This is a genomic window from Luteimonas saliphila (assembly GCF_016774335.1).
In the GTDB taxonomy this organism is placed as follows: domain Bacteria; phylum Pseudomonadota; class Gammaproteobacteria; order Xanthomonadales; family Xanthomonadaceae; genus Luteimonas; species Luteimonas saliphila.
In genome coordinates, this window is the sequence record NZ_JAETWA010000042.1 from 303,980 (window position 1) to 324,180 (window position 20,201).

Below are 20,201 nucleotides of genomic sequence, written 5' to 3' on the forward strand. Positions count from 1 at the left end.
GGCAAGCCCTCGCGCCTCCCGCGCACTTAGACTGTTGCGGTTGAAATCATTTCCGGCGCTCGCCGGTTTCGGGAGGACATCGATGAATGCAGTTCCGCGCCCGCAGGCCATGCCTGCGGCGGGCAGCCGCCTGCAGGTGTTGAACGACTGGGTGGTGGAGGCCGCCGCGCTGACCCGCCCCGACCGGATCCACTGGTGCGACGGCAGCGAGGCCGAGTACGCCCGGCTGCTCGCGCAGATGTCGGCCGACGGCACCCTGATCCCGCTGAACCAGCAGACCCACCCGGGCTGCTACCTGCATCGCTCGCACCCCGAGGACGTGGCCCGTGTCGAACATCTCACCTTCGTCTGCACCCGCGAGCGCGACGATGCCGGTCCCAACAACCACTGGATGGCGCCGGACGAGGCGCACGCGAAGATCGATGCGCTGTTCGCCGGCTGCATGCGCGGGCGCACCCTCTACGTGATCCCGTACTGCATGGGCCCGATCGACTCGCCGCTGGTGCGCTGTGGCGTCGAGATCACCGACTCGCCCTACGTGGTGGCGAGCATGCGCCTGATGACGCGCATGGGCACTGCCGCGCTGGCGCGCATCGAGCGGGAGGGCGCCGACGGCAGGCCGTTCGTCCGCGGCCTGCATTCGACCGGCGAGCTCGACCCCGACCGACGCTTCATCATGCATTTTCCCGAGGAGCTGGCGATCAAGTCGTACGGCTCCGGCTACGGCGGCAACGCGCTGCTGGGCAAGAAGTGCCATGCGCTGCGGATCGCGTCGTGGCAGGCTCGCCAGGAAGGCTGGCTCGCCGAGCACATGCTGATCCTCGGCCTGGAGACGCCGGCGGGCGACACGCACTACATTGCGGCCGCGTTTCCCAGCGCCTGCGGGAAGACGAATCTAGCCATGCTGGTGCCGCCGGAAAGCTACCGCGAACAGGGATGGAAGGTCTGGACGGTCGGCGACGACATCGCCTGGCTGCATCCGGGCGAGGACGGCCGGCTCTGGGCGATCAACCCGGAGGCCGGGTACTTCGGCGTCGCCCCCGGAACCTCCGCCGGAACCAACCCCAATGCGCTGGCGACGATCCAGCGCGACACGATCTACACCAACGTCGCCCTGACCGACGACCGGCAACCGTGGTGGGAGGGGTTGGACGATCGGGTGCCCGCCGTGGACTGGCGCGGTCGGCCCTACGACCCGGCGAACGGCCCGGCGGCGCATCCGAACTCGCGCTTCACCGTCAGCGCCAGGCAGTGCCCCAGCTGGTCGCCGCATGCGGAAGACCCGCAGGGCGTGCCGATCTCGGCGATCGTGTTCGGCGGCCGCCGCTCGAGTCTGGTGCCGCTGGTGTACGAAGCCCGGGACTGGGCGCACGGCGTCTTCGTCGGCGCATCCATGGCTTCGGAAACCACCGCCGCGGCGACCGGCGAGGTCGGCATGCTGCGCCGCGACCCGATGGCGATGAAGCCGTTCTGCGGCTACCACTTCGGCGACTACTTCGCGCACTGGCTGTCTTTCGACAGGCCCGGCGCGCGATTGCCGAAGATCTTCCACGTCAACTGGTTCCGCAGGGATGCCGACGGCAGGTTCCTGTGGCCGGGGTTCGGCGAGAACATCCGCTTGCTGGAGTGGATCGTGGGGCGGGTGCGCGGCGACGCGGCGGCGGTGGAGGCTTCGATCGGCCTGTTGCCGGGCAAGGGCGCGATCGGTCTGCCGGCATCGGCCGGCGACGGTGCATCGCTAGAGGCGATCCTGGGGTACGCGCCCGAGGACTGGGTAGGCGAGCGAGCCGACGTCGATCGCTTCCTGGACTCGTACCGGCCAAGGCTTCCCCTCGACGCCTGGTGACAGGCGGCCGCTCCGGCCACGGCGAAGCGACCGGGGCGATTCCCCGCCGGGAAGGCGTTTGGACGCGCGGCCATGCCGTCGATGCAACGCACATGGCTAGAATGCACCGGTACGTCCCGGGGACATGCTGGATCGCGAACGTGGCCGAAGCTTTGGCGGGACTGGTGAATGCGGCGGGCGCCGCGGCCGCGGCGGGCCGGTGGCAGGAGGCCGAGCGGCTGTGGGCGCAGGTCCGCACGCTCGATCCCGGCCACGTGCAAGCCTTGTTCAGCCTCGGCGTCCACGCCTTCCAGCGGGGCGATACCAGGGGCGCTCTGGAACTGCTGCAAGCGGCGCGCGAGTGCGCGCCGCGCGATCCGATGATCCCGACGACGGTCTCCCGCGTGTTCCGTGAACTCGGCCTGCAGGACCAGGAGTGGGCCGCGATCATCGACGCGCTGCAGGTCGATCCCTATTTCCTGCCCGGCCTGCTCGGCAAGGCTGAATTCCTGGAACGGCAGCGGCGGGTCCGGACCGCCGCCGCGGTGTTCCGCGACGCGTTGAAGATCGCGCCCGAGGAGCCGCAATGGCCGCAGGCGCTGCGACGGCGACTCGAGCACGCCCGCGACGTGGTGCGCAACGACACCGATGAGCTGGCCTCCTACCTCGCACATGAGATCTCCGCGACGCGCGCCACGGTCGATGCGGCGGTGGCAGACCGCTGGCACGAGGCGGTCTCGATCCTCGCCGGCAGGACCCGGCCCTACCACTCCGAGTGCCACCAACTGCACGTCCCGCGCCTCCCCGCGCTCACCTTCTATGACGACACGCTGTTCCCATGGATGGGCGAACTCGAATCGCGCACGGACGCGATCAAGTCCGAACTGCAGGACATGCTCGCCCGCCGCGGCGACGATTTCGTTCCCTACATCCAGTACGGGCCCGGCGATCCGGTCAATCAGTGGGACAAGCTCAACCACTCGCTCAACTGGAGCGGCTTCCACCTGTACCTGCACGGCCAGCCCGTGCACGAACACTTGTCGCAGTGCCCGCGCACGGCCGCGGCGCTGGCGCTGGTCGATTCGGTGGATATTCCCGGTCTGTGCCCGAACGCGATGTTCTCGGCGCTGGCGCCCGGCGCGCACATCCCGCCCCACACCGGAGAGACCAACGCGCGCCTGGTCGCGCACCTGCCTCTGGTGGTACCGGACAACTGCAGCTATCGCGTCGGCTACGATTGGCGGAAATGGCGCGAGGGCAAGTGCTGGGTGTTCGACGACACGCTCGAGCACGAGGCGCGCAACGACAGCGGCCAGGTGCGCGTGATCCTGATGTTCGACGTCTGGAACCCGTTGCTGTCGCTCGAGGAGCGAGAGATGGTGAGCGCTCTGGCCAGCGCGTTCGGCAAGTACCGCGACGAGACGGGAAGCCATCGATGAAACTCCCGGAGCCGTTCATCCAGCTGCCACTGCAATACGATGCCGACAGGCTGTGCGAGGAAGTGGCGGCGCTGGGAAATGATGCGTGGAAGGCGCATCCGATGGGATACCCGGGCAACTCCATGCTGCCGTTGATCGCCGCGTGCGGAGATCCATCCGACGAAGGCTTCTCGGGGCCGATGAGGCCGACGCCGGAATTGCGGCGATGTCCGTATCTGATCCAGGTACTGGCCAGTTTCGGCGCTACCCTGGGACGCACGCGCTTGATGCGATTGGCCGGCCATGCCGAGGTCACTCCCCATGTCGACCAGGGCTATTACTGGGTAGACCGGATGCGGGTTCATGTGCCGGTCTTGACGCAACCGACGGTGCGTTTCGAGTGTGGCGATGCCGCCGTGCATATGGCGGCCGGTGAGTGCTGGATATTCGATACCTGGCGCGAGCACCGGGTGTTGAACGAGTCCGGCGACATGCGCATCCATCTGGTCGCGGATACGGTAGGTGGCGACAGGTTCTGGGGGTATGTGGCGCGTGGTCGCAGCAATCCCTCCGATCGCGGGCCATGGAAGGCCGAACGGCTGGAGTTCACGGAAGGTCGACCCGTCGAGCTTCAGTGCGAAACGATGAACGTACCCAAGGTCATGAGTCCATGGGAGATGGGCGCGCATTTCGGTTTGCTGTTTGGCGATGCGGAGCAGCATCCGCAGTTGGCCACGGTGGCGCAGATGACGAGTTATTTCCTGCGGATATGGAAGAGCCTGTGGATGCGCTACGGCGAATCCGGCGAAGGCGCGGCGGAATACCGGAACGAACTGGCGCGTTACGTCGAGGCGGTGCGGATTCCGGGACAGCCGTTGAACCTGAAGAACGGAATCGGCTGGTACAGCGCGATGATGATGATCGTCGCCAAGCCAGCGCTGCGGGAGGAATCGGCGGGCAGAATTGGAAACGGATACGGGGTCGAGGACAACGCCTGAGGCCCCGCTCACGAGCCACAGGATTGCTTCAAAGCGGATAGCCCAACAGTTCGAAATCGTATCGGTAGAAGTCGCGTACGCCCTCGCGCAACTCCGCGTCGTAGTACTGGCGGAAATCGCCGCGGCGCGACCAGTTGACGCGCTCCAGCGGGCGCGAAGGCAGACCCAAGTGCTCGCAGACGCCGTCGTAACCGGCCTGCATGTCCTCGACGCGGCCGATGTAATCCGTCAGCAGCGCGCCATTGTCGTCGGCGATGAATTCGTGTTGCGGCCGGAACAGGATGTGATGCTCCGGTTTTAGCCGAAACAGGATGTGCTTCATGGCGGCCAGCGGATTCGTGGTGAATTCGCCGCCGTTGCGGGTCATGAAGGCGCAGTAGGAAACGAAGCGATCGTAAGGGTTGCGGACGAACGCGAACTTGAAGAAAGAAGCGAATGCGTGGTCGCCCAAGTGCGGCCTGATCTGCCGCAGGGTCAGATGTCCATGCTGGAGCTTCGCAAGATCCTCGAATGGGAGCCGCCTGTCCACGAACAGGGCGACCTGTTCCATGTCGTCCGCGGCCAAGTGTTCGCGCAGTGCCCGCCTCACCGAATGGGTTCCCGTCTTCGGAATGGCGGTGAAGATGAAGCGATGGGTATTGGAGATGATCATGCGCGAAGGGGAATGCCGCGTTTCCTGTGATGGTGGGAAAGCCCGCTGCATTGGGACTTCGGGATCCTGCCCCGGCTCAGTCCGGTGTTTCGATCCCGGCTAGGGTCAGCGACTCGCGCAATGGGCCAAGGAACTCGGAATAACGTCGCCAACGTCCCGACGCCTCGCCGTAGAGAGGCCGCCGCACCTGCCAGTAGCTGGCGGTCTTGACGGTATTGCCGAGGCGGTGGAACTGCAGGCAGTCATCGTCCCATGCCAGTCCGAGGAATTCGAGCAGGGGACGCAATGTTGCTTCGGGACTGACGACGAAGGCATCGTAGTCGAAGTCGTGGATCTCTTTCGGGTACAGCGACTTCCAATGTGTCATCAGTCGCAGGTACTGGCCATGGTGATGGCCGATGCCGGCCAAAGTGCCTGCGTAGTCGAACACCCGGGGGTTCAGGTGCTGCATGAACACCGAAAGCCCGTTGTCCATCGGGTTGCGGTGCGTGTGCAGGATCTTCGCACGCGGGAACAATCGCTTGATCAGGCCGATCAGCAGGTAATTGTCGGGTCGTTTGTCCGTGGCGTAGCGCCTGCCCGTGCCGGGTCCGGGCAGGCGCTCGAGCAGGCCTCCGTGGTATTGGCGCGCCAGTCGTGCCACGGCAGCGTCGTCCAGTCCGGCTGCCGAGGCGGGGAAGGGGACGAGTTCGCTTCGAATCATGCGCGGAAGCAGATCCAGCTCGCCTGCCGCGGCCACGTCCGGGTGCGCGGCCAGTACTTGCTCGAGCAAGGTCGAGCCGGAACGGAACATGCCGCAGATGAACAGTGGCTGCGGCGATGCATCGAGCGCATTTCCAGGCACGGACGCCGGTGCAGGGAAGGCGTGGATCAGTGCGCGAGTGTTTTGCTCGGCGCGTGCCGGATCGTAGGGCGGATACCGGCGATGCGCCATCCGCTTGCCCGCATCGAATGAGACGAAGGCGCGTGCCGGCTCGCCCAGGGTGTCGAAGGCGCGCCCCAGCGAGAAATGCAGGTTTGCGCGCAGGCCGTCGTCGAGCGGATCGAGGCTCGTCGCCGCCTGCTGCAGGCGCGACAACAACGGATCGTCCAGATCGGCGGGAGGCTGGAGCTGCGCCAACCGTGCCAACGCCTGGCGATCCGCACCCCCAGCCGGCTGCGGGCAGATTTCGAGGATGCGCCGGTAGCATTCGATGGCCGATTCCCGGTGGCCGCGCTCCTCGTGCAGGTTGCCCAGGTTGAGCAGCGCCGGCGCATAGTGTGGCGCGAGCGCCAGCGCCGCCCGAAGTTCGGCTTCGGCCTGGTCGTCCCGGCGCAGGTGATCGGCATGAATGGCCGCGCGATTGAGATGGACTTCCTCCGCGCGGGAGATCCCGTGTCTCAGGGCCTCGCCATAGGCGTGCAGGGCCGGCTCGAACTCGCCGAGCTGTCGCAGCGCATAGCCGAGATTGAACCATGCATTGGCGACATCCGGCTGCAGCTCCAGCAGTTCGCGGTATGCATGGACGGCATCCCGCAGCCGGTCCTTGCGCAGCAGACCATCGGCATGCGCCAGCAATTGGGGGAGATCGTCCTCGCGCCGGTTCAATCGGGTATGCCCACATGCGGGGATCAGGAGCGGATAGTATGCTGGCGCCCGTGTCCAGGTACCGCTCCCTTTGCTTCGCGAGGATCATGCCCTCATGACAACAACGCGCCGGGCCTTGTTGCCGCTGGTGCTGGCTTGCGCCCTGCCACTGCCATCGGCAGCGCAGGCGACACACCCCTGCGCCAGCCAGGCGAATCCGGCCAATCGGCTGGCCTGCTACGACAAGGCCTTTCCTCCGGCACCTGGCGTGCGCGAAGCGGCGGCCCGGCAGGCGGTGCAGGACTTCGGTCTGGAGAAGGAAGCCAGTCCGCTGCGCAATGCGGGCCAACCGGTGGAAGAAATCGATCCTGATCGCATCGAAGGGCAGGTGGCGAAGGTGGTCTATCACGGGGGCAAGCGGGACATCGCCCTGGCCAATGGCCAGGTGTGGGCGACGATCGAAGCGACCAGCACCGGGCACCTGCGGGAAGGCGACGCGGTGACGCTGCGCAAGGGGATGATGGGAAATTTCCTGTTGACCACGCCTGCCGGCGCAACCTTGCGTGTGCGCCGTGTGCGTTGACCGATGGCGGCGATCGGCCGGCCGCTGACACGGGCGCAGGCGGGCCGGTTCCAGGCCGCGGCGGACTTGTTGCGGGCGGGCAGGGCCGGTTCCGCAGTCGATATCGCGCAAGCACTGGTGCGGGAGGCGCCGATGGCGGCGGACGCGCATCAGCTGCTGGGCATGTGCCTGGCCGACACAGGCGATCCCGACGCAGCCGAAGCGGCGTTCCGTCGTGCGTTGGAACTGGCCCCGGGTAGCCCGGTGGTGGCCCTCAACTTCGCCAACTGGCTGCAACGCATAGGTTCCGCCAAGCAGGCGCTGGACGTGCTGATGGGGGCGTCCGAAACCGTGCGGGTCCGCGTCGACCAAGGGTTGATCGCGTTGAAACTGGGCCAGCATGCCGACGCACGCAACGCCTTCGAGCGCGCGATCCAGCTGCAAGCCGACCTCCCAACGGCGTGGCATGGGCTGGGCAGCGCACTGCGTGCCCAGGGAGCGTTGGAGGAGGCCGAAGTCGCCTTCCGCAAGGTGACCATGCTGTCGCCCGAGCATGCCTTGGGGTGGATCAACCTGGGTGGGGTGTTGCGACTGCTGGGACGCATCGACGAGGCGCTGGCGGCGTTGCGCCACGCCGAGCGTCTTGGTCATGCCGGGCCGGAACTGCACGACGCGATCAATGGCGTGCTGACGGATGCCGCCCGACCCGCCGAAGCACTTGCGGGTGCGCGCAGGCTGGTCGCGGCACACCCGGAATTCGCGCAGGGTTACGACACTCTGGCGAACCTGCTATGGGAACACGGGGCCGAGTTGGCACCTGGCGAGGATCCCCTGCATGTCTTGCGCATGGCGGCGCAAGCCCAGCCCGACAACCGCGAGTTGCAACTCAAGTTCCTGCGCATGTTGCTGGCGGCACATCGGGCCAGGGAGGCCTTGTCCCGGATCGAACGGATGCGCAATCCGATGGGAGGCGATCCGATCCTGACCTGGTTTGCTGCCGATGCGCTTGATGCGCTGGGCGAAACCACGCAGGCCTCGAACCTGTACGCCTCGGTGCATCTCCGGCTTGGCAAGAGCGCGGAGTTCCTCAATGCGTATGCCCGGCACTGCTTCCGCGCAGGCAGACCGGACCAGGCGCGCGCTTGTGCCGAACAGGTGCTTCGCCTGGATCCGATCAACCAGGAGGCGTGGGGCCACATGGGGATAGCGTGGCGGCTGGCCGGGGATCCGCGCGAAGACTGGCTATGCGATTACGAACGACTGATCGGATACGTCGAGGTCGCTCCGCCACCGGGACATGCCGACCTGCCGTCCTTTCTGTCGGCGTTACAGGGCCGGCTGGAGGCCTTGCACCTGGCCCGACATGAACCGGTCAACCAGAGCGTGCGCAACGGCACGCAGACCGCAGGCTACCTGTTCGGCCGCGATGACGTCGTCCTGCGCGCAGCGCAAGACGTCCTGCGCGCGGCCGTCGAGGACTGGCTGGCCGGCCTGCCGGATGACCCTGCGCATCCGTTCCTGTCCCGCAAGCGCAGCAGCGTTCGCATCGTTGGCGCATGGTCGGTACGCTTGAAATCCGCCGGGCGGCATTCCAATCACTTTCACAACGAAGGCTGGATGAGTTCGGCGTTCTACGTGGCCCTGCCCGCATCGGTGCGCGATGAGGGGTCGAATGTCAGCCATGCGGGCTGGATCCAGTTCGGCCAGCCCCTGGAAGAGCTCGGGTTGGACTTGCCGCCACGCCGGATGATCCGTCCGAAAACGGGTCATCTGGCGCTGTTCCCTTCTTACATGTGGCACGGCACGGTGCCTTTCGACGATCCCGATCCCAGACTCACCGTCGCGTTCGACATGCAGCCGCAGGGCTGAAGCGGGAAATGCCTCAGGCGTCGATGACCCCGGCTGCGGCCAGCTTGGCGGCCAGTGGCGCCAGGTGAACTGCATACCTGCGCGAACTGTTGACCGAGCGGCTATGCACCGGTTCACGCACCTGCGCTGCGCTGGCGGTCGAAAACACCTTGTGATCCATCGGCGCGTCCAGTACGGCTGGATCCCACGGCAGGTCGCACCATTCGTAAATGCGCCTGGCCTGTGTTTCGGTATCCGTCACCAGGTCCTCGTAGCGCACGTCTAGGATCGCGCCGGGCATCACCGTGTGCCAATGCCGCATCATCTGGCGATAGGCGATGTAGTATTCGGCCAGGTCATCCAGGTCGTAGGAAAAGCTGTAGGAATTGAAGAACAGAGTCTTGAACACCGCATAGCAACTGTCCAGCGGATCGCGCACCAGATGGATGATTCTCGCCTTCGGCAGGGCCTTGCGGATCATCCCGCAATACAGGTAGTTGACCGGCAGCTTGTCGATGAACCATGGACTGCCTTCCGCCGCTTGCCGCGCGTTGCACATGTAGTTCCGCCCCAGCTGGGCGAAGTCGATCTGTAGCGATGCCGACGCTTGCGATTGCGCCGGGTCGGCGTCGATGACCTTCTGCGTGGATGCGGCCAGCAGGTTGCCGAAATCCAGCAGTTCACCGGCGGCGGCCACCTTGCCGGATTGCACCAGCAGCCGTTCGGCCAGTGTCGTACCGGTGCGCGGCATGCCGACGATGAAGATCGCGCCTTCCTCGTCATGGCCCGGTGCCGGTGTGTCCATTGCTCCGCTGGTGTAGGCGTCGCGAATGGCGCGCAGTGATGCGATCTCGGACTGCACGTCGTACTTCATCAGGCTGCGTTTCTTCACCGCGCCGGCGGCAAGGGCGGCGAAGGATCTGTCGTACTCTCCCAGATCCTCCAGTTCCTTGGCCAGTGCATACAGTGCCGAAGACTCGTGCTCCAGCTTGCCGATGCCGGCCTTCAGCCGACGCTCGATATCCTCGATGTGGTTGTGCTCCGGTGTCTGGCGGCGCAAGGTCGCGCGCAGGTACAACGCCGGACCGGACTGCGGCGCAATGGTCAACAGACGATCCAGATCGCGTTCGGCCTGTTCGAAATCACCGCTGAAAAAACGCGCCACCGCCATTCGATACAGAAGTTCGGGAGAATCGCCGACGAGCGCGTGCGCCCTCTCGAACTGGGCGACGGCTTCAGGCTGCATGTTGATGCGGTGGTAGAGATGCCCGACCTGCTGCAGCAGCGGGCCGTTGTTTTCCGCGGCTGCCGTGATCTCCGCCGCCAACGCCTGGACCTCTGGTCGGCGCCGCAGTTGTGACAGCAGGTTCGCTTTCTTGAGCTTGAGGGAGGGGTCGTCGCCACTGGAGGCAATGGCCTGGTCGATCCATTCCAGCGCGCTTTCCGCGTTCCCGTTGGCCAGGCTGGCCTCGGCGGCGAACGACAGGGCGTGCGGATTCGCCGGATACGCACCGGCGACCTCCCTACTCAGTTCCAGCGCTTCGGTGAAGCGGCTCTGGCGAAGCAGTTCGTAACCAAGTCCCACCTTCTGGGCCAGGCTTGACATGGCGTCGGACGCGCGGTTCGAGGATGCAGTCATGCAGGGAAGTCTATCGGATGTGATCGCCTGGGGCGGATCGCGCGGGCAAAAAAAAAAGCGGCGGGCCGAAGCCCGCCGCCAGGTCTTGCATCAGGTTGCAGGCAACGATCAGAACTTCACGCTGACGCTGGTGAAGATGTAACGACCAGCCTGGTCGTAAACGCCCAGCGAGTTGCCGTTCAGCACGAGCGAACCGCCCACCATCGGCGGTTCCTTGTCGGCAATGTTGTTCACGCCTGCGGTCCAGGTGACCGGCCCCAAATCGACGGAGGCGGACAGGTCGAGGTAGCTGTGGGAGCCGATGCCGCCGGCAGGCAACAACAGCGTATCCAGGCTCGGGTTCGGAATGAACGAATTTGCCGTGTAAGGGCTGGTGTACTCCAGACTGCTCAGATAGCGCCAACGCAGACCCAAGGAGTAGCGGTCCCAGCTGTAGCGCGTGCTGGCGATGTGGCGCCATTCCGGCGTATTGCATTCCGGGCTGACGATGCCTGCGCAATCGTAGGTACCCAGCGGATTGCCCGGCAGCTGCTCGAACTCCTTGTTCAGCACGTAGGTGCCCACCAGCGAGGCCGACAAGCGCCCCTGCCCGAGGTCGAGGGCATACGACGCGTTGAGATCCACACCCTTGACCCGGATGTTGCCGTTGTTGACCGTGAAGCTCTCCACGTAATTGCTGGCGCCGCTGCGGAGCGAGCCGGTGGTCGGACTACGGTGGATGGCATCACAGAACTGCGCATCTCCGGTGGTGCCGCACATCAGGAGGGTCACGACCGGGGCCGGTCCGGCAATCTGGTCCTCTACCTTGATGTCGTAGTAGTCCAGGCTGACTTCCAGGTTGTCGATTGGACTGGCGGCAAAGCCGAGCGTCCATGTATCGGCTTTCTCGGGCTGCGAGTCGGGATTGCCCGCGAACAGCTGCTGGTACTGGGCGGCGGGATTTCTCGGCACCGACCCGTAGGCGCCGTCAGGAACGCCGGTCAGCGCGCACTGCGCCTCGGTCAGGATCGGATTCGCGCCGGCACATGGGTCTTCGCCGGCCCACAGGCCCAGCGCCTGGGGATAGAACAGTTCGTTCAACGTCGGGGTGCGGGTGGCGTGATTGAAGCTGGAGCGCAGCCGCAGCTTGTTGTCCAGGAAGTTGGCCCCCAGGCCCACCTTGTAGGTGCTGAGACCACCGAACTTGTCGTAGTCGGAGTATCGGTATCCGAGATCGGCGTCGATACGGCCCAGCGCACCGCTCCCGACGTAGAGCGGAATCTGGCTTTCCATGAACAGTTCGTCGACCCGATAGCCTTCAGAAATCTGCGGATTGGAACTGCCTGAACCGGCGAAGTTGCCAGCCGAGAAGTTGGTGTCGGCCACATAGGAGAATCGCTCCTGACGACGCTCGTAGCCGGTGACCAGCTTGATCGGATCGTTGTCGGCCGACGGCAGCGAGAACGGCAGCGCGCCGGAGACGTAGGCATTGAATACCAGGATGTCGGTGGTCCAGTCTTGTTGGCTGACGCCCTGCAGGGCCTGCGCCTGCTCCGGAGTGACCGAGTCGGTCCAGACCTCGTACGGAATGCAGCCGTCGAACGAGCCGGCGGGGCAACCCAGCAGGGCATCCTGGATCCGCGGGGTCAGGAAGTCGTTGAAGCCGGTGCTGGAACGAACCCAGCGGCCATAGGTGATCGAGGCATCGTAGGTCCAGTTCTCATTGATCTCTCCGCCCAGTCCGGCGGTGATGCTGAAACTGTTGGACTCGTCTTCGTACACCCGGGGGCCGCCTTCCACGTTGCGCTTGGCCACGTAGATGTCGAGAGCGGCATCCGGGTCGATACCCAGGTCGGAGCACAGGGTGCCGATTTGCGGTTGGTCGCAACCCACGCCGACGTGGGTGAAGAAGGCGCCCGACGGGGCGAGCTGGGTCGAACTCTTGCGATTGACGAACAAGGCTTCCATATACGGCTGGAAGTGTTCGTTGATCTCGTACTTGATATTGGTGCCCGCGGTGAATCGCGTGTCGGGGCGCTGGTAGTAGTTGATCGGCGCGTAGTTGTAGATGTAATGGTTGTCGGTGCTCCAGACGCCGCCGACCGGCGCGGCGTAGCCGAAGTAGGCGCCGTCGGTGTAGATCAGGAAATTGGCCGGATCGGCCGTGCCGGATCCGCCGCAGGCGGTGCCGCCGGTGTTCAGGGCGCAGGCGGAATAGTCGCGCTGCCCCTGGAACAGTGCTTCGTTCTTGCGCCAGGTGGCCCAGGCGACAGCGTGGCCACCCTCGCCGAAGGCGCCGCCGATGGCGAGATCGACGTTCTTGGAGATGCCGTCGAAGCCGGAGTTGCCGGTCGGGTAGTCGTAGCCCGCCGCGTCCATCAGACCCTGAATGAACTTGTTGTCGTTGTCGTGCTGGTAGGCCGAGTATCCGGCGTTGATACTGACGCCTTCAAACTCGTCGTCCAGGATGAAATTGACCACGCCCGCGACCGCGTCCGAACCGTACACCGCAGAGGCGCCGCCGGTCAGGATGTCCACGCGCTGGATCAGTGCCGACGGCACGATGCTGATGTCGGAGGTTTCGCCATTGCCCTTCGGGATGCGGCGGCCGTTGAGCAGGGTCAGGGTGCGGATGGCGCCCAGCCCGCGGAGGTCGACTTCGGCATAGCCCAGCGACGGGTTGTTCTGGAAGTTGTCGAACACCGGGCTCAGCTGCGGATACTGATTCACTAGGTCTTCCGCAAGGGTCGCGCCGGCGAACCTGAACTGCTCCGCGCCGATTTCCGTGACCGGGCTCGATGCCGTCATGGTCTGGCTCCTGATGCGCGAGCCGGTGACGGTCACGGTATCGAGGCTGGTTGCGCTGGTTGGCTCGCTCGTCTCCGTCTGGTTCGATTCCTGGGCCAGTGCGGCGCCGGCCAGGGTGGCCGCGCTGACGGCGATCGAGAACGCGATCGCATCTCGAAGCTTGTTTCTCTTCAGTCTCATTCTCTCTCTCCTGTGCGTGGGCGGGAATCCCATGGAAACCTCACCGGAGGAGTCAAGAAAGACGCCAAGATCGGCAAGGTTGCGGCCGATACTACCTCTGCTTCTTGAAGAATTAAAGAGTTGTTAAAAGTTAATATGCTGTGAATTCAGTGCCTGCGATACCGGCACGGGTCGCTCTGCAGGCTTTCGCTGAGGCCGCCTGTCCTGGGTCGCCCGCTCCAGTCCGAAGAAACCTGAGCTAGTCGAGAGCCACGCGGGCCGCAGCGACTTCGCAGCCGGTGCGCCCGCTCGGGCGCGGGGCGGCTCGAGCAGAAAAGATCGGGTGCGATTTGACCCGGTCCGCGGCAGGAAGGCTAGCGCTCTACCGGGATGACGTCGAATGCAAGACTGATTCTGGGGCCGTCGCCGGCGTAGGGCGTGGTGTTATGGAAGAAGTAGGAGGGAAACATCACGAGTTCTCCACCAATCGGCCGATGCCGGCGTTCGGGCATGCGCCGTTGCAGCGGAAGGTCCTGTTGCGCTCGTCCGAATACGAGGTCCCCCGCCCCACTGACGCGAGGCGACCCGGCATCCACGTAGAACACACCGCTGAGCCATCCTGCCGGGTGTATGTGCGGCGTCTGCTGGCCACCTTCCTCGAGAACAGTGATCCACGATTGGAGCCGCCACTTGCGGGGGACTGTGGCGAGCCACGGATGCCCCAGGATGTCGGAACTCTGACCGATGGCGCGCATTCGCCGCTCGACATGCCGGGTGATCATCCGTTGGAACCGGCTGAAGGGCGACGCCTCGGAAAGATCGAGCATCGGACTTTGCTTGCCGGCCTTCGTGGAACGACCCGCTGGCTCCCACAGGAGTTGCTCGTGCTTCAGAACGGTCTCGCGCAGAACGTCCAAGTCGATCTGGTCCTCGGTGGCGACTTTGCCGTAGGCGAGCAGGGATTCATAATCCATCAGCGCCGCAACAACGTCGCCCATGCCAAGCTCGTTGCTGGTCATGTAAATGCCAGCGAGAGCGGTCTGGTCGCCGGGAGCCGTCACCAATGCCCGCTGATACTGCTCATGCGCCTTCACGATCTCGCCGAGCGACAGAAGGCTCAGCGCGTAATCGGTCAAGGCCGCCGGGTCCGCTGGCGTAGACTCGACCACCATTCGGTGTAGCCGGGTGGATTCGCTGTACTCGCCCACGTCCCGCAGGGCGTTTGCCAGCATGCGCAGGACCAGCGGGGACTCCGGAGCCAGCAGACTGGCCCGGCGAAGCGACTTGATTGCCGCCTCGGGACGCCCCTCGCGTGTATGGATGATGCCGATGTTGGTCCAGACGTCGACGCTGTCCGGCTGAATGTCGGCCAGCGTCTCGAAATCGGTGAGCGCTTCGTCCATGCGCTCCAGCCTGAACAATATGAGTCCTCTACTGAAGAGCACCGGGGGAAGGCCGGGCAGCAGTCGTAGCGCCCCATCGAAGTCCGCCAGCGCCGCGCGATTCGCCCCGGCAGCGGCGTTGAGCGTGCCGCGAAGGTAGAGGTGTTCGGCGTGATCCGGATCCCTCTTGAGCGACGCATCCAGCAGTTCACGTGCGTGATCGCCATGCCCCATGCGGATATGGAGCCTGATCGCGTCCGTGAGGGCGTGGTCATGGTTCACGGCTGATCATTGTCCATGAGAATCGCCGAAGGATGCGCGCGCCAGCGGCTCGCCAAAAGTGCTGAGAATGCCCTGCTCGATGGATGATGCGACGCGCCGCGGATCGAATAGGCCGCACGATACCGCGCGTTCCTGCAGCTTTGCACGCACCCGGCTCAACCTTCCGGAGTCGTTGGCGAACGCGGCTGCGAGCTCGACGTAGGAGTCCAGGCCATCACAGACGAGTTCGTCCATACCGAGGAAGCGATTGATACTCAGGCTCAGTCGCGCAAGCGGCGATTCGCCATCGGCCCGTGAGAGGACTGGCAAGCCGTTGCCGATCGCGTTCATGGCGGTCGCGCCGCCCTGGTAGCGAAACGCATCCAGGAACAGATCGCAACTCGCGGCACGATCGGCTTGGGCCTTTGCGGAAATCTGTTCGACCATATGCAGGCGCTCCGCCGGGCCGCCGGCGGAATCCCATTGCCTCAGGAAGCCCTTTCGCGCAGAGTTTGGCACGTAGACCATCAGATGAGCCTCGGGTGCAAGTCCGAGAATCGTGCTCCACGCCTGGATGAGGGGTGCGCTCAGCTTGTGGGTATTGTTGAAGCTTGCGAGTACCGCGACGTCTTCCGGCAGTCCGAAGCGGGCGCGGTCCCTGGTGCCCGGCGCGACTGGCGAGCCGGGAAAGAGGCAGCCTTCCAGCAGCATGATTCGATCTTCGTACGGCCAATGCCGGCTACCAGGCCAAACGTGCCGGTCCAGCAAGAGAGCGTCCAGCCACGGCGCCTGATGGCCATGGATGAAGCCGAGCCATCCCAGCTGGAGCGGCGATGGACGTCGGGCCAGGACCGCGGGCCTGGCGCCGTGGGTGAATCCACCCATGTCGATGAGGACGTCGACCCCGTCCGCCCGGATCGCCTCGGCGACCGCTTCGTCCCCGAGTCCGTCGCATTCGACGAACGAATCGACGCCGGTACGGATAACTTCCGCGGCCTCGCCTTGATGCGAACGAAGCGAGTACGCGGAGACCCGGAACCTGCCCCGATCATGTGCGGCGAAGTGACAACATGAGAGCTCACCGACCGCATGGGGGCCGAGATCGGCGGAGAGGTATGCGATGTGGATGCGACCGTCCGGGCGCCGGGCAGGACGCGTTGGCGGTAACGGTTCGATCGACCGGCGGATCCTGGAGGAATGGCGGCCCAGGGCTGCTGCCTTAGTCGCTACGTCGAGGTCGAGAACGGCCAGCACGAACGGTTCGGGTGCATCGTCGTCCGCGAGCGGACGATCAAGCACGTCGGCGAGCGCGGAACTGCTGGATGGCTCGCGGTCGTGAAGACACAGCATCGCCTGCGCATACGCCAGACGCGCCAGAACGTCCGCGCGACGAGGCATCATGCGTTGGACTGCAGAGTAATGGCGTTCGGCCAGCTCGATCCTGCCCGCGTACTCGTGGCAGAGTGCCACATTGAACGCATCGGCGGGCATCTGTTGCGCGGATGTCGCATAGGCGGCGATCGCCTCGTCCCAGCGCCCCTGCGCCTGCAGGGATTCGCCAAGGTAATGCCAGGCTTCGAACAGGGCCTGTTCGATCCCGATGCACCTGCGCAGGGACGCTTCGGCGTCTCGGAAACGGCCCTGGCGGACTTGCGCGCTCCCCTGCAGCAACCAGCCCAACGAGAGGGTCGGCTCCCTCAGGGTAATACGCTCCGCGATGTCGCCGCTGCGGTCGTAGCGGCCCATCGCCCGCAGGCAAAGCGCAAGAATCGAAAGCGTGTCGGCATCACCTTGCTCAAGCGTCACCGGGTCGTCGATCAGCGACACGGCTTCGGCTTCGCGGCGTGCCTGCATGAGAAGTACCGCGAAGTCGCGGCGGAGCGGGCGATCGTCCGGACGTGCACGCAATGCCGACCTGTACATGACTTCGGCTGCCGCGAACTCGCCGGCAGCATGAAGCGCGCGTGCGCGAGCGGCCTCATTCATTGCCGACAACCACGGTCCATCCCATGCAGATGCTTTCCCGATACAGCAGTCGTCCGGTGCGGACAGGAAGGCCACCGGAGCCGAACCTTCGCGCGACCGCTTCCAGCGCAGGACGGTCAAGGGTCGCCGCATGCATCATGCGCAGTCGATGATCCTCGTCCTCTATCCAGGCACGCAGCCCAAAGCTAATCGCCGAAGCCTCCTCCCGGTTGGAGCAGGGCGTCGCCAGCAGCCGGGGTATCTGCTGGGCGGCGCGTTGCAGGATCTCCGAATCGGGATCGGATTCGATTCTCGACACCAGCTGTGAGGCTGCATCGTTGAATGCCATACGGGCAGCTTCGGCCGATGGGCTGGATCCGAGCTTCGATCGCGCTTCTGGCGTGCCCGCACCAGCCATCTCGGCGATCAGATTCTCCGTATCCTGCACGATGCTGCTTCCCCGCAGCAACCAGTCGCATCCCCGGAGCTGTGCCCGGGTGATCGCAGCAATGACGGAATCGTCGCTGTGCATGACGAGCGCTGCGCACCCCCGTGTGCCAATCACGCGCAGAATCTCGGCCGCCGCAGCGTCGCGCGGCCCGTACTCGAAAGCGAACTGGGAGCACAGCAGGCGAACGCTGCCATCCGCGAACGGAAGGGACGCCATCGAGGTGGACGGATGGAAGCTGATACCGTCATAGAGTTCAGCGCCACCGGGCACATGGTCGACCGGATTGATATCGGCCAGGTCCACCCCGTGGATTTGCGGATAGATGCCGCGCTCCATCGAGAAGGTCTTCGCCAGTAGCGTGATCGCGCCGTTGCCGGTCCCCAGATCCAGCACGATATCGCCGTCCGTGAGAACGCTGAAGCGATCAAGCCAAAATTGGCGTATCTCTCCATCGTAATTGCCGGAGAAGCCGTGACTGCACGAATGGCGGACGCCCGTTTGCCAAAGGCGGGTCCATGAGCTGGCCGCGTCCGAAACGGGGGAATTCATACGCGTAGATCCGGCCGGCCAGTGACTCAGGCGGGCAGCTTGAGCCATTGGGCCCACGAGTTGAGCGCAACGACGATTCTCGGGCGCCGGCCGGTGTACGGGAAGACCTCGTGCACGAGGTAGGAAGGAAACACGATCAGCTGTCCCGGCTTGTGCGTGAGCTGAAAGGCTCCAAGTCGGTAGGGCATCTGCAGGTTCGCGATCGCAGGATCCATGTACATCATGCTGTCACTCTTCGGATCGTGAAATCTCACGATGCCACTCTGCGGATCGTCGCTGTCGCCGGGGTCGACGCAGTAAATGGCCGACCAGCTCGCGTTAGGGTGCCTATGGGAGCTTTGGAAGCCCCCATTACGGGTGATGTGGAACCAGCTATGCATTTCGAAGCGGATGTTCGCCATCTGCGAATCGCTATAGGCGTTGATTCCCTGGACGAGGCTGAAGATCGCCTGCTTGATGTTGCCGAAGAGAATTGAAACGCAGGCTTCAGTTCTCTTGTGCAGATAGAAGTTGCTCTCGAATATGCCGACCTGCGTATCCCGGGGTTCCCTGTCCCGGTGCCTGTCGCCTTCACCTTCCAGGGCGAAGAAAAGTTTCACCAGTTCCACGTTGAGCGACTCGTGCCCCGGGATCAGGCAGTGCATCAGAGGCACGGCATACATCGGATTGATGCTGGCGTTGATAGAACTCATATGGGCCGTGGGCCGAATTCCCTGACGGCGGCGCAAGGGCCGCCTCTGGCAGCCAGTCTAGCTCAAGCTCCGAGGGTGACAGAAGGGCAGTCGCTACCATGCCTGATCGAATGGGCCGTGCCCCAAAAAAAAGGGTTCTTCTCCCAACTGAGGGAAGAGGCGCACGACCGACCCGGCAGAATTGCTGTTGTCTAGGCAACAAAACGGGGATCGGCCGTGGCCGACGGGGATTGTATGGCCCAGCTGGGAGGCTGGGTGGGGGATGGCGTATCGAGTTGGCGGCGTGAGCAGCGGGGCGGTCACTGCTGGTTGATCGTGGGGCTGGAGCCCCAGGCCGATGCGGTGCGTCGTTGCTCGGGCTGTGGCGAGTCGGCCAGCGCAATCCACGACTGTACGACACGTCGTATCCGCGACCTGCCGGTGTTCGACGATTCGGTGGAACTGCAGGTCCCGCGCTTGCGCTTGGCATGCGTGCACTGTGGCCCTCGGCTGGAACACCTGGACTGGCTGGACGCGCATGCGCGCGTCACCCGGCGCCTGGCCGAGAACGTGGCGCGGCTGTGCACGGCGACCTCGATCGTGCATGCGGCGCGCTGGTTCGGATTGAACTGGAAGACGGTCAATGCGATTGACTTCCGGCACCTGGAGCGGACGCTGGGTCCGGTAGACCTGGCCGGGGTGACAGTGATCGCGATGGACGAGTTCGCGATCCAGAAGGGCCACCGCTACGCGACGGTCGTGGTCGAACCTGAGCGTAAGCGGGTGCTGTGGGTCGGCCGAGGCCGTTCGCGAGCCGAGGTCCGACCGTTCTTCGAACTGCTGGGGTCGGAAGGCTGCCATCGCCTGCGCGCCGTGGCGATGGACATGAATACCGCCTACGACCTGGAAGTGAAGCAGCACTGTCCCAACGCGGAGGTGGTCTATGACCTGTTCCACGTCGTGGCCAAGTACGGCCGTGAGGTGATCGACCGGGGTGCGGGTAGACGAGGCCAATCGGCTGCGCGAAGACAAGTCCGCTCGCCGGGTGGCCAAGACGTCACGCTGGCTGCTGCTGCGCAACCGCGAGAACGTCCCAGCGAACAGGCGGTGAAGCTGGACGAACTGCTTGCCGCCAACGGCGCCTTGCTGACCGTCTACCTGCTCAAGGACGACCTCAAGCGTCTGTGGCGCTACCGCCATGCCGGTTGGGCCAAGCGGTTCTGGCACGACTGGAAGCAGCGGGCACTGGACAGCGGCCTGGAGCCGCTGAAAGTCTTCGTGCGCCGCTTGGAACCCTACTTGCCCGGCATCCTTGCCCACTGCCGTTGGCCGTTGGGCACCAATCTGGTCGAGGGTATCAACAACAAGATCAAGGTCATCAAGCGCATGGCCTACGGCTACCGCGATGACGCCTACTTCTTCCTGAAGATCCGTGCCGCCTTCCCCGGACTTGGGTGAAGAACCAAA

15 protein-coding genes are annotated in these 20,201 nt (G+C 64.7%); 7 read left to right on the forward strand and 8 right to left on the reverse strand.

All coding sequences use genetic code 11. The features are described from left to right. Nucleotides 1-82: 82 nt before the first annotated feature. From JMO03_RS13930 to JMO03_RS13940, 3 genes are all read left to right on the forward strand, one after another. The gene (locus JMO03_RS13930) at nucleotides 83-1,846 is read left to right on the forward strand and encodes a phosphoenolpyruvate carboxykinase (GTP) (protein ID WP_238346172.1); all 1,764 of its coding nucleotides are present in this window, start codon (nucleotides 83-85) and stop codon (nucleotides 1,844-1,846) included. 140 nt (nucleotides 1,847-1,986) lie between these two features. Continuing rightward, nucleotides 1,987-3,264, forward strand: a complete 1,278-nt coding sequence (locus JMO03_RS13935) for an aspartyl/asparaginyl beta-hydroxylase domain-containing protein (RefSeq protein ID WP_337926418.1) — start codon at nucleotides 1,987-1,989, stop codon at nucleotides 3,262-3,264. Beyond that, a complete protein-coding gene (locus tag JMO03_RS13940; RefSeq protein WP_202844274.1) occupies nucleotides 3,261-4,241 on the forward strand; it encodes an aspartyl/asparaginyl beta-hydroxylase domain-containing protein in 981 nt (326 codons plus the stop codon). Before JMO03_RS13935 ends, JMO03_RS13940 begins: the two co-directional genes overlap by 4 nt. Before the next feature lie 28 nt (nucleotides 4,242-4,269). On the opposite strand, the gene JMO03_RS13945 is transcribed toward JMO03_RS13940, so the two are convergent. Continuing rightward, complete coding sequence (locus JMO03_RS13945; protein ID WP_202844276.1) at nucleotides 4,270-4,944, reverse strand: sulfotransferase family 2 domain-containing protein; 675 nt, start codon at nucleotides 4,942-4,944, stop codon at nucleotides 4,270-4,272. Nucleotides 4,945-4,969: 25 nt separating this feature from the next. Then, nucleotides 4,970-6,481 (reverse strand): tetratricopeptide repeat-containing sulfotransferase family protein, encoded by a 1,512-nt coding sequence (locus JMO03_RS13950; protein ID WP_238346173.1) that lies wholly within the window; start codon nucleotides 6,479-6,481, stop codon nucleotides 4,970-4,972. 94 nt (nucleotides 6,482-6,575) lie between these two features. Between JMO03_RS13950 and JMO03_RS13955 the strand changes: the two genes are divergently transcribed. Both JMO03_RS13955 and JMO03_RS13960 read left to right on the forward strand, forming a co-directional pair. Continuing rightward, nucleotides 6,576-7,043 (forward strand): hypothetical protein, encoded by a 468-nt coding sequence (locus JMO03_RS13955; protein WP_202844277.1) that lies wholly within the window; start codon nucleotides 6,576-6,578, stop codon nucleotides 7,041-7,043. A 3-nt stretch (nucleotides 7,044-7,046) separates the two neighbouring features. Continuing rightward, nucleotides 7,047-8,891 (forward strand): tetratricopeptide repeat protein, encoded by a 1,845-nt coding sequence (locus JMO03_RS13960; protein WP_202844279.1) that lies wholly within the window; start codon nucleotides 7,047-7,049, stop codon nucleotides 8,889-8,891. A 13-nt stretch (nucleotides 8,892-8,904) separates the two neighbouring features. On the opposite strand, the gene JMO03_RS13965 is transcribed toward JMO03_RS13960, so the two are convergent. Then, on the reverse strand, nucleotides 8,905-10,476 hold the full coding sequence (locus tag JMO03_RS13965; RefSeq protein ID WP_238346174.1) for a tetratricopeptide repeat-containing sulfotransferase family protein: 1,572 nt from the start codon (nucleotides 10,474-10,476) through the stop codon (nucleotides 8,905-8,907). Here JMO03_RS13965 and JMO03_RS21190 point away from each other — a divergent pair. Continuing rightward, nucleotides 10,475-10,651, forward strand: coding sequence for a hypothetical protein (locus tag JMO03_RS21190; protein ID WP_238346175.1), 177 nt, complete (start codon nucleotides 10,475-10,477; stop codon nucleotides 10,649-10,651). The genes JMO03_RS13965 and JMO03_RS21190 overlap by 2 nt on opposite strands. On the opposite strand, the gene JMO03_RS13970 is transcribed toward JMO03_RS21190, so the two are convergent. From JMO03_RS13970 to JMO03_RS13990, 5 genes are all read right to left on the reverse strand, one after another. Beyond that, nucleotides 10,618-13,476, reverse strand: a complete 2,859-nt coding sequence (locus JMO03_RS13970) for a TonB-dependent receptor plug domain-containing protein (protein WP_202844281.1) — start codon at nucleotides 13,474-13,476, stop codon at nucleotides 10,618-10,620. The two genes, JMO03_RS21190 and JMO03_RS13970, sit on opposite strands and share 34 nt — an antisense overlap. Before the next feature lie 353 nt (nucleotides 13,477-13,829). Beyond that, entirely contained in the window at nucleotides 13,830-15,119 is a 1,290-nt protein-coding gene (locus tag JMO03_RS13975; RefSeq protein WP_202844282.1) for a tetratricopeptide repeat protein, read from the reverse strand. Nucleotides 15,120-15,125: 6 nt separating this feature from the next. Beyond that, a complete protein-coding gene (locus tag JMO03_RS13980; RefSeq protein WP_202844284.1) occupies nucleotides 15,126-17,084 on the reverse strand; it encodes an O-linked N-acetylglucosamine transferase, SPINDLY family protein in 1,959 nt (652 codons plus the stop codon). Continuing rightward, entirely contained in the window at nucleotides 17,077-18,063 is a 987-nt protein-coding gene (locus tag JMO03_RS13985; protein ID WP_202844286.1) for a class I SAM-dependent methyltransferase, read from the reverse strand. Before JMO03_RS13985 ends, JMO03_RS13980 begins: the two co-directional genes overlap by 8 nt. Nucleotides 18,064-18,089: 26 nt before the next feature. Next, the gene (locus JMO03_RS13990) at nucleotides 18,090-18,755 is read right to left on the reverse strand and encodes a putative 2OG-Fe(II) oxygenase (RefSeq protein ID WP_202844288.1); all 666 of its coding nucleotides are present in this window, start codon (nucleotides 18,753-18,755) and stop codon (nucleotides 18,090-18,092) included. 234 nt (nucleotides 18,756-18,989) lie between these two features. Here JMO03_RS13990 and JMO03_RS13995 point away from each other — a divergent pair, with 234 nt between their 5' ends. Continuing rightward, on the forward strand, nucleotides 18,990-20,192 hold the full coding sequence (locus JMO03_RS13995; protein WP_238346176.1) for an ISL3 family transposase: 1,203 nt from the start codon (nucleotides 18,990-18,992) through the stop codon (nucleotides 20,190-20,192). The last annotated feature ends 9 nt before the right edge of the window (nucleotides 20,193-20,201 follow it).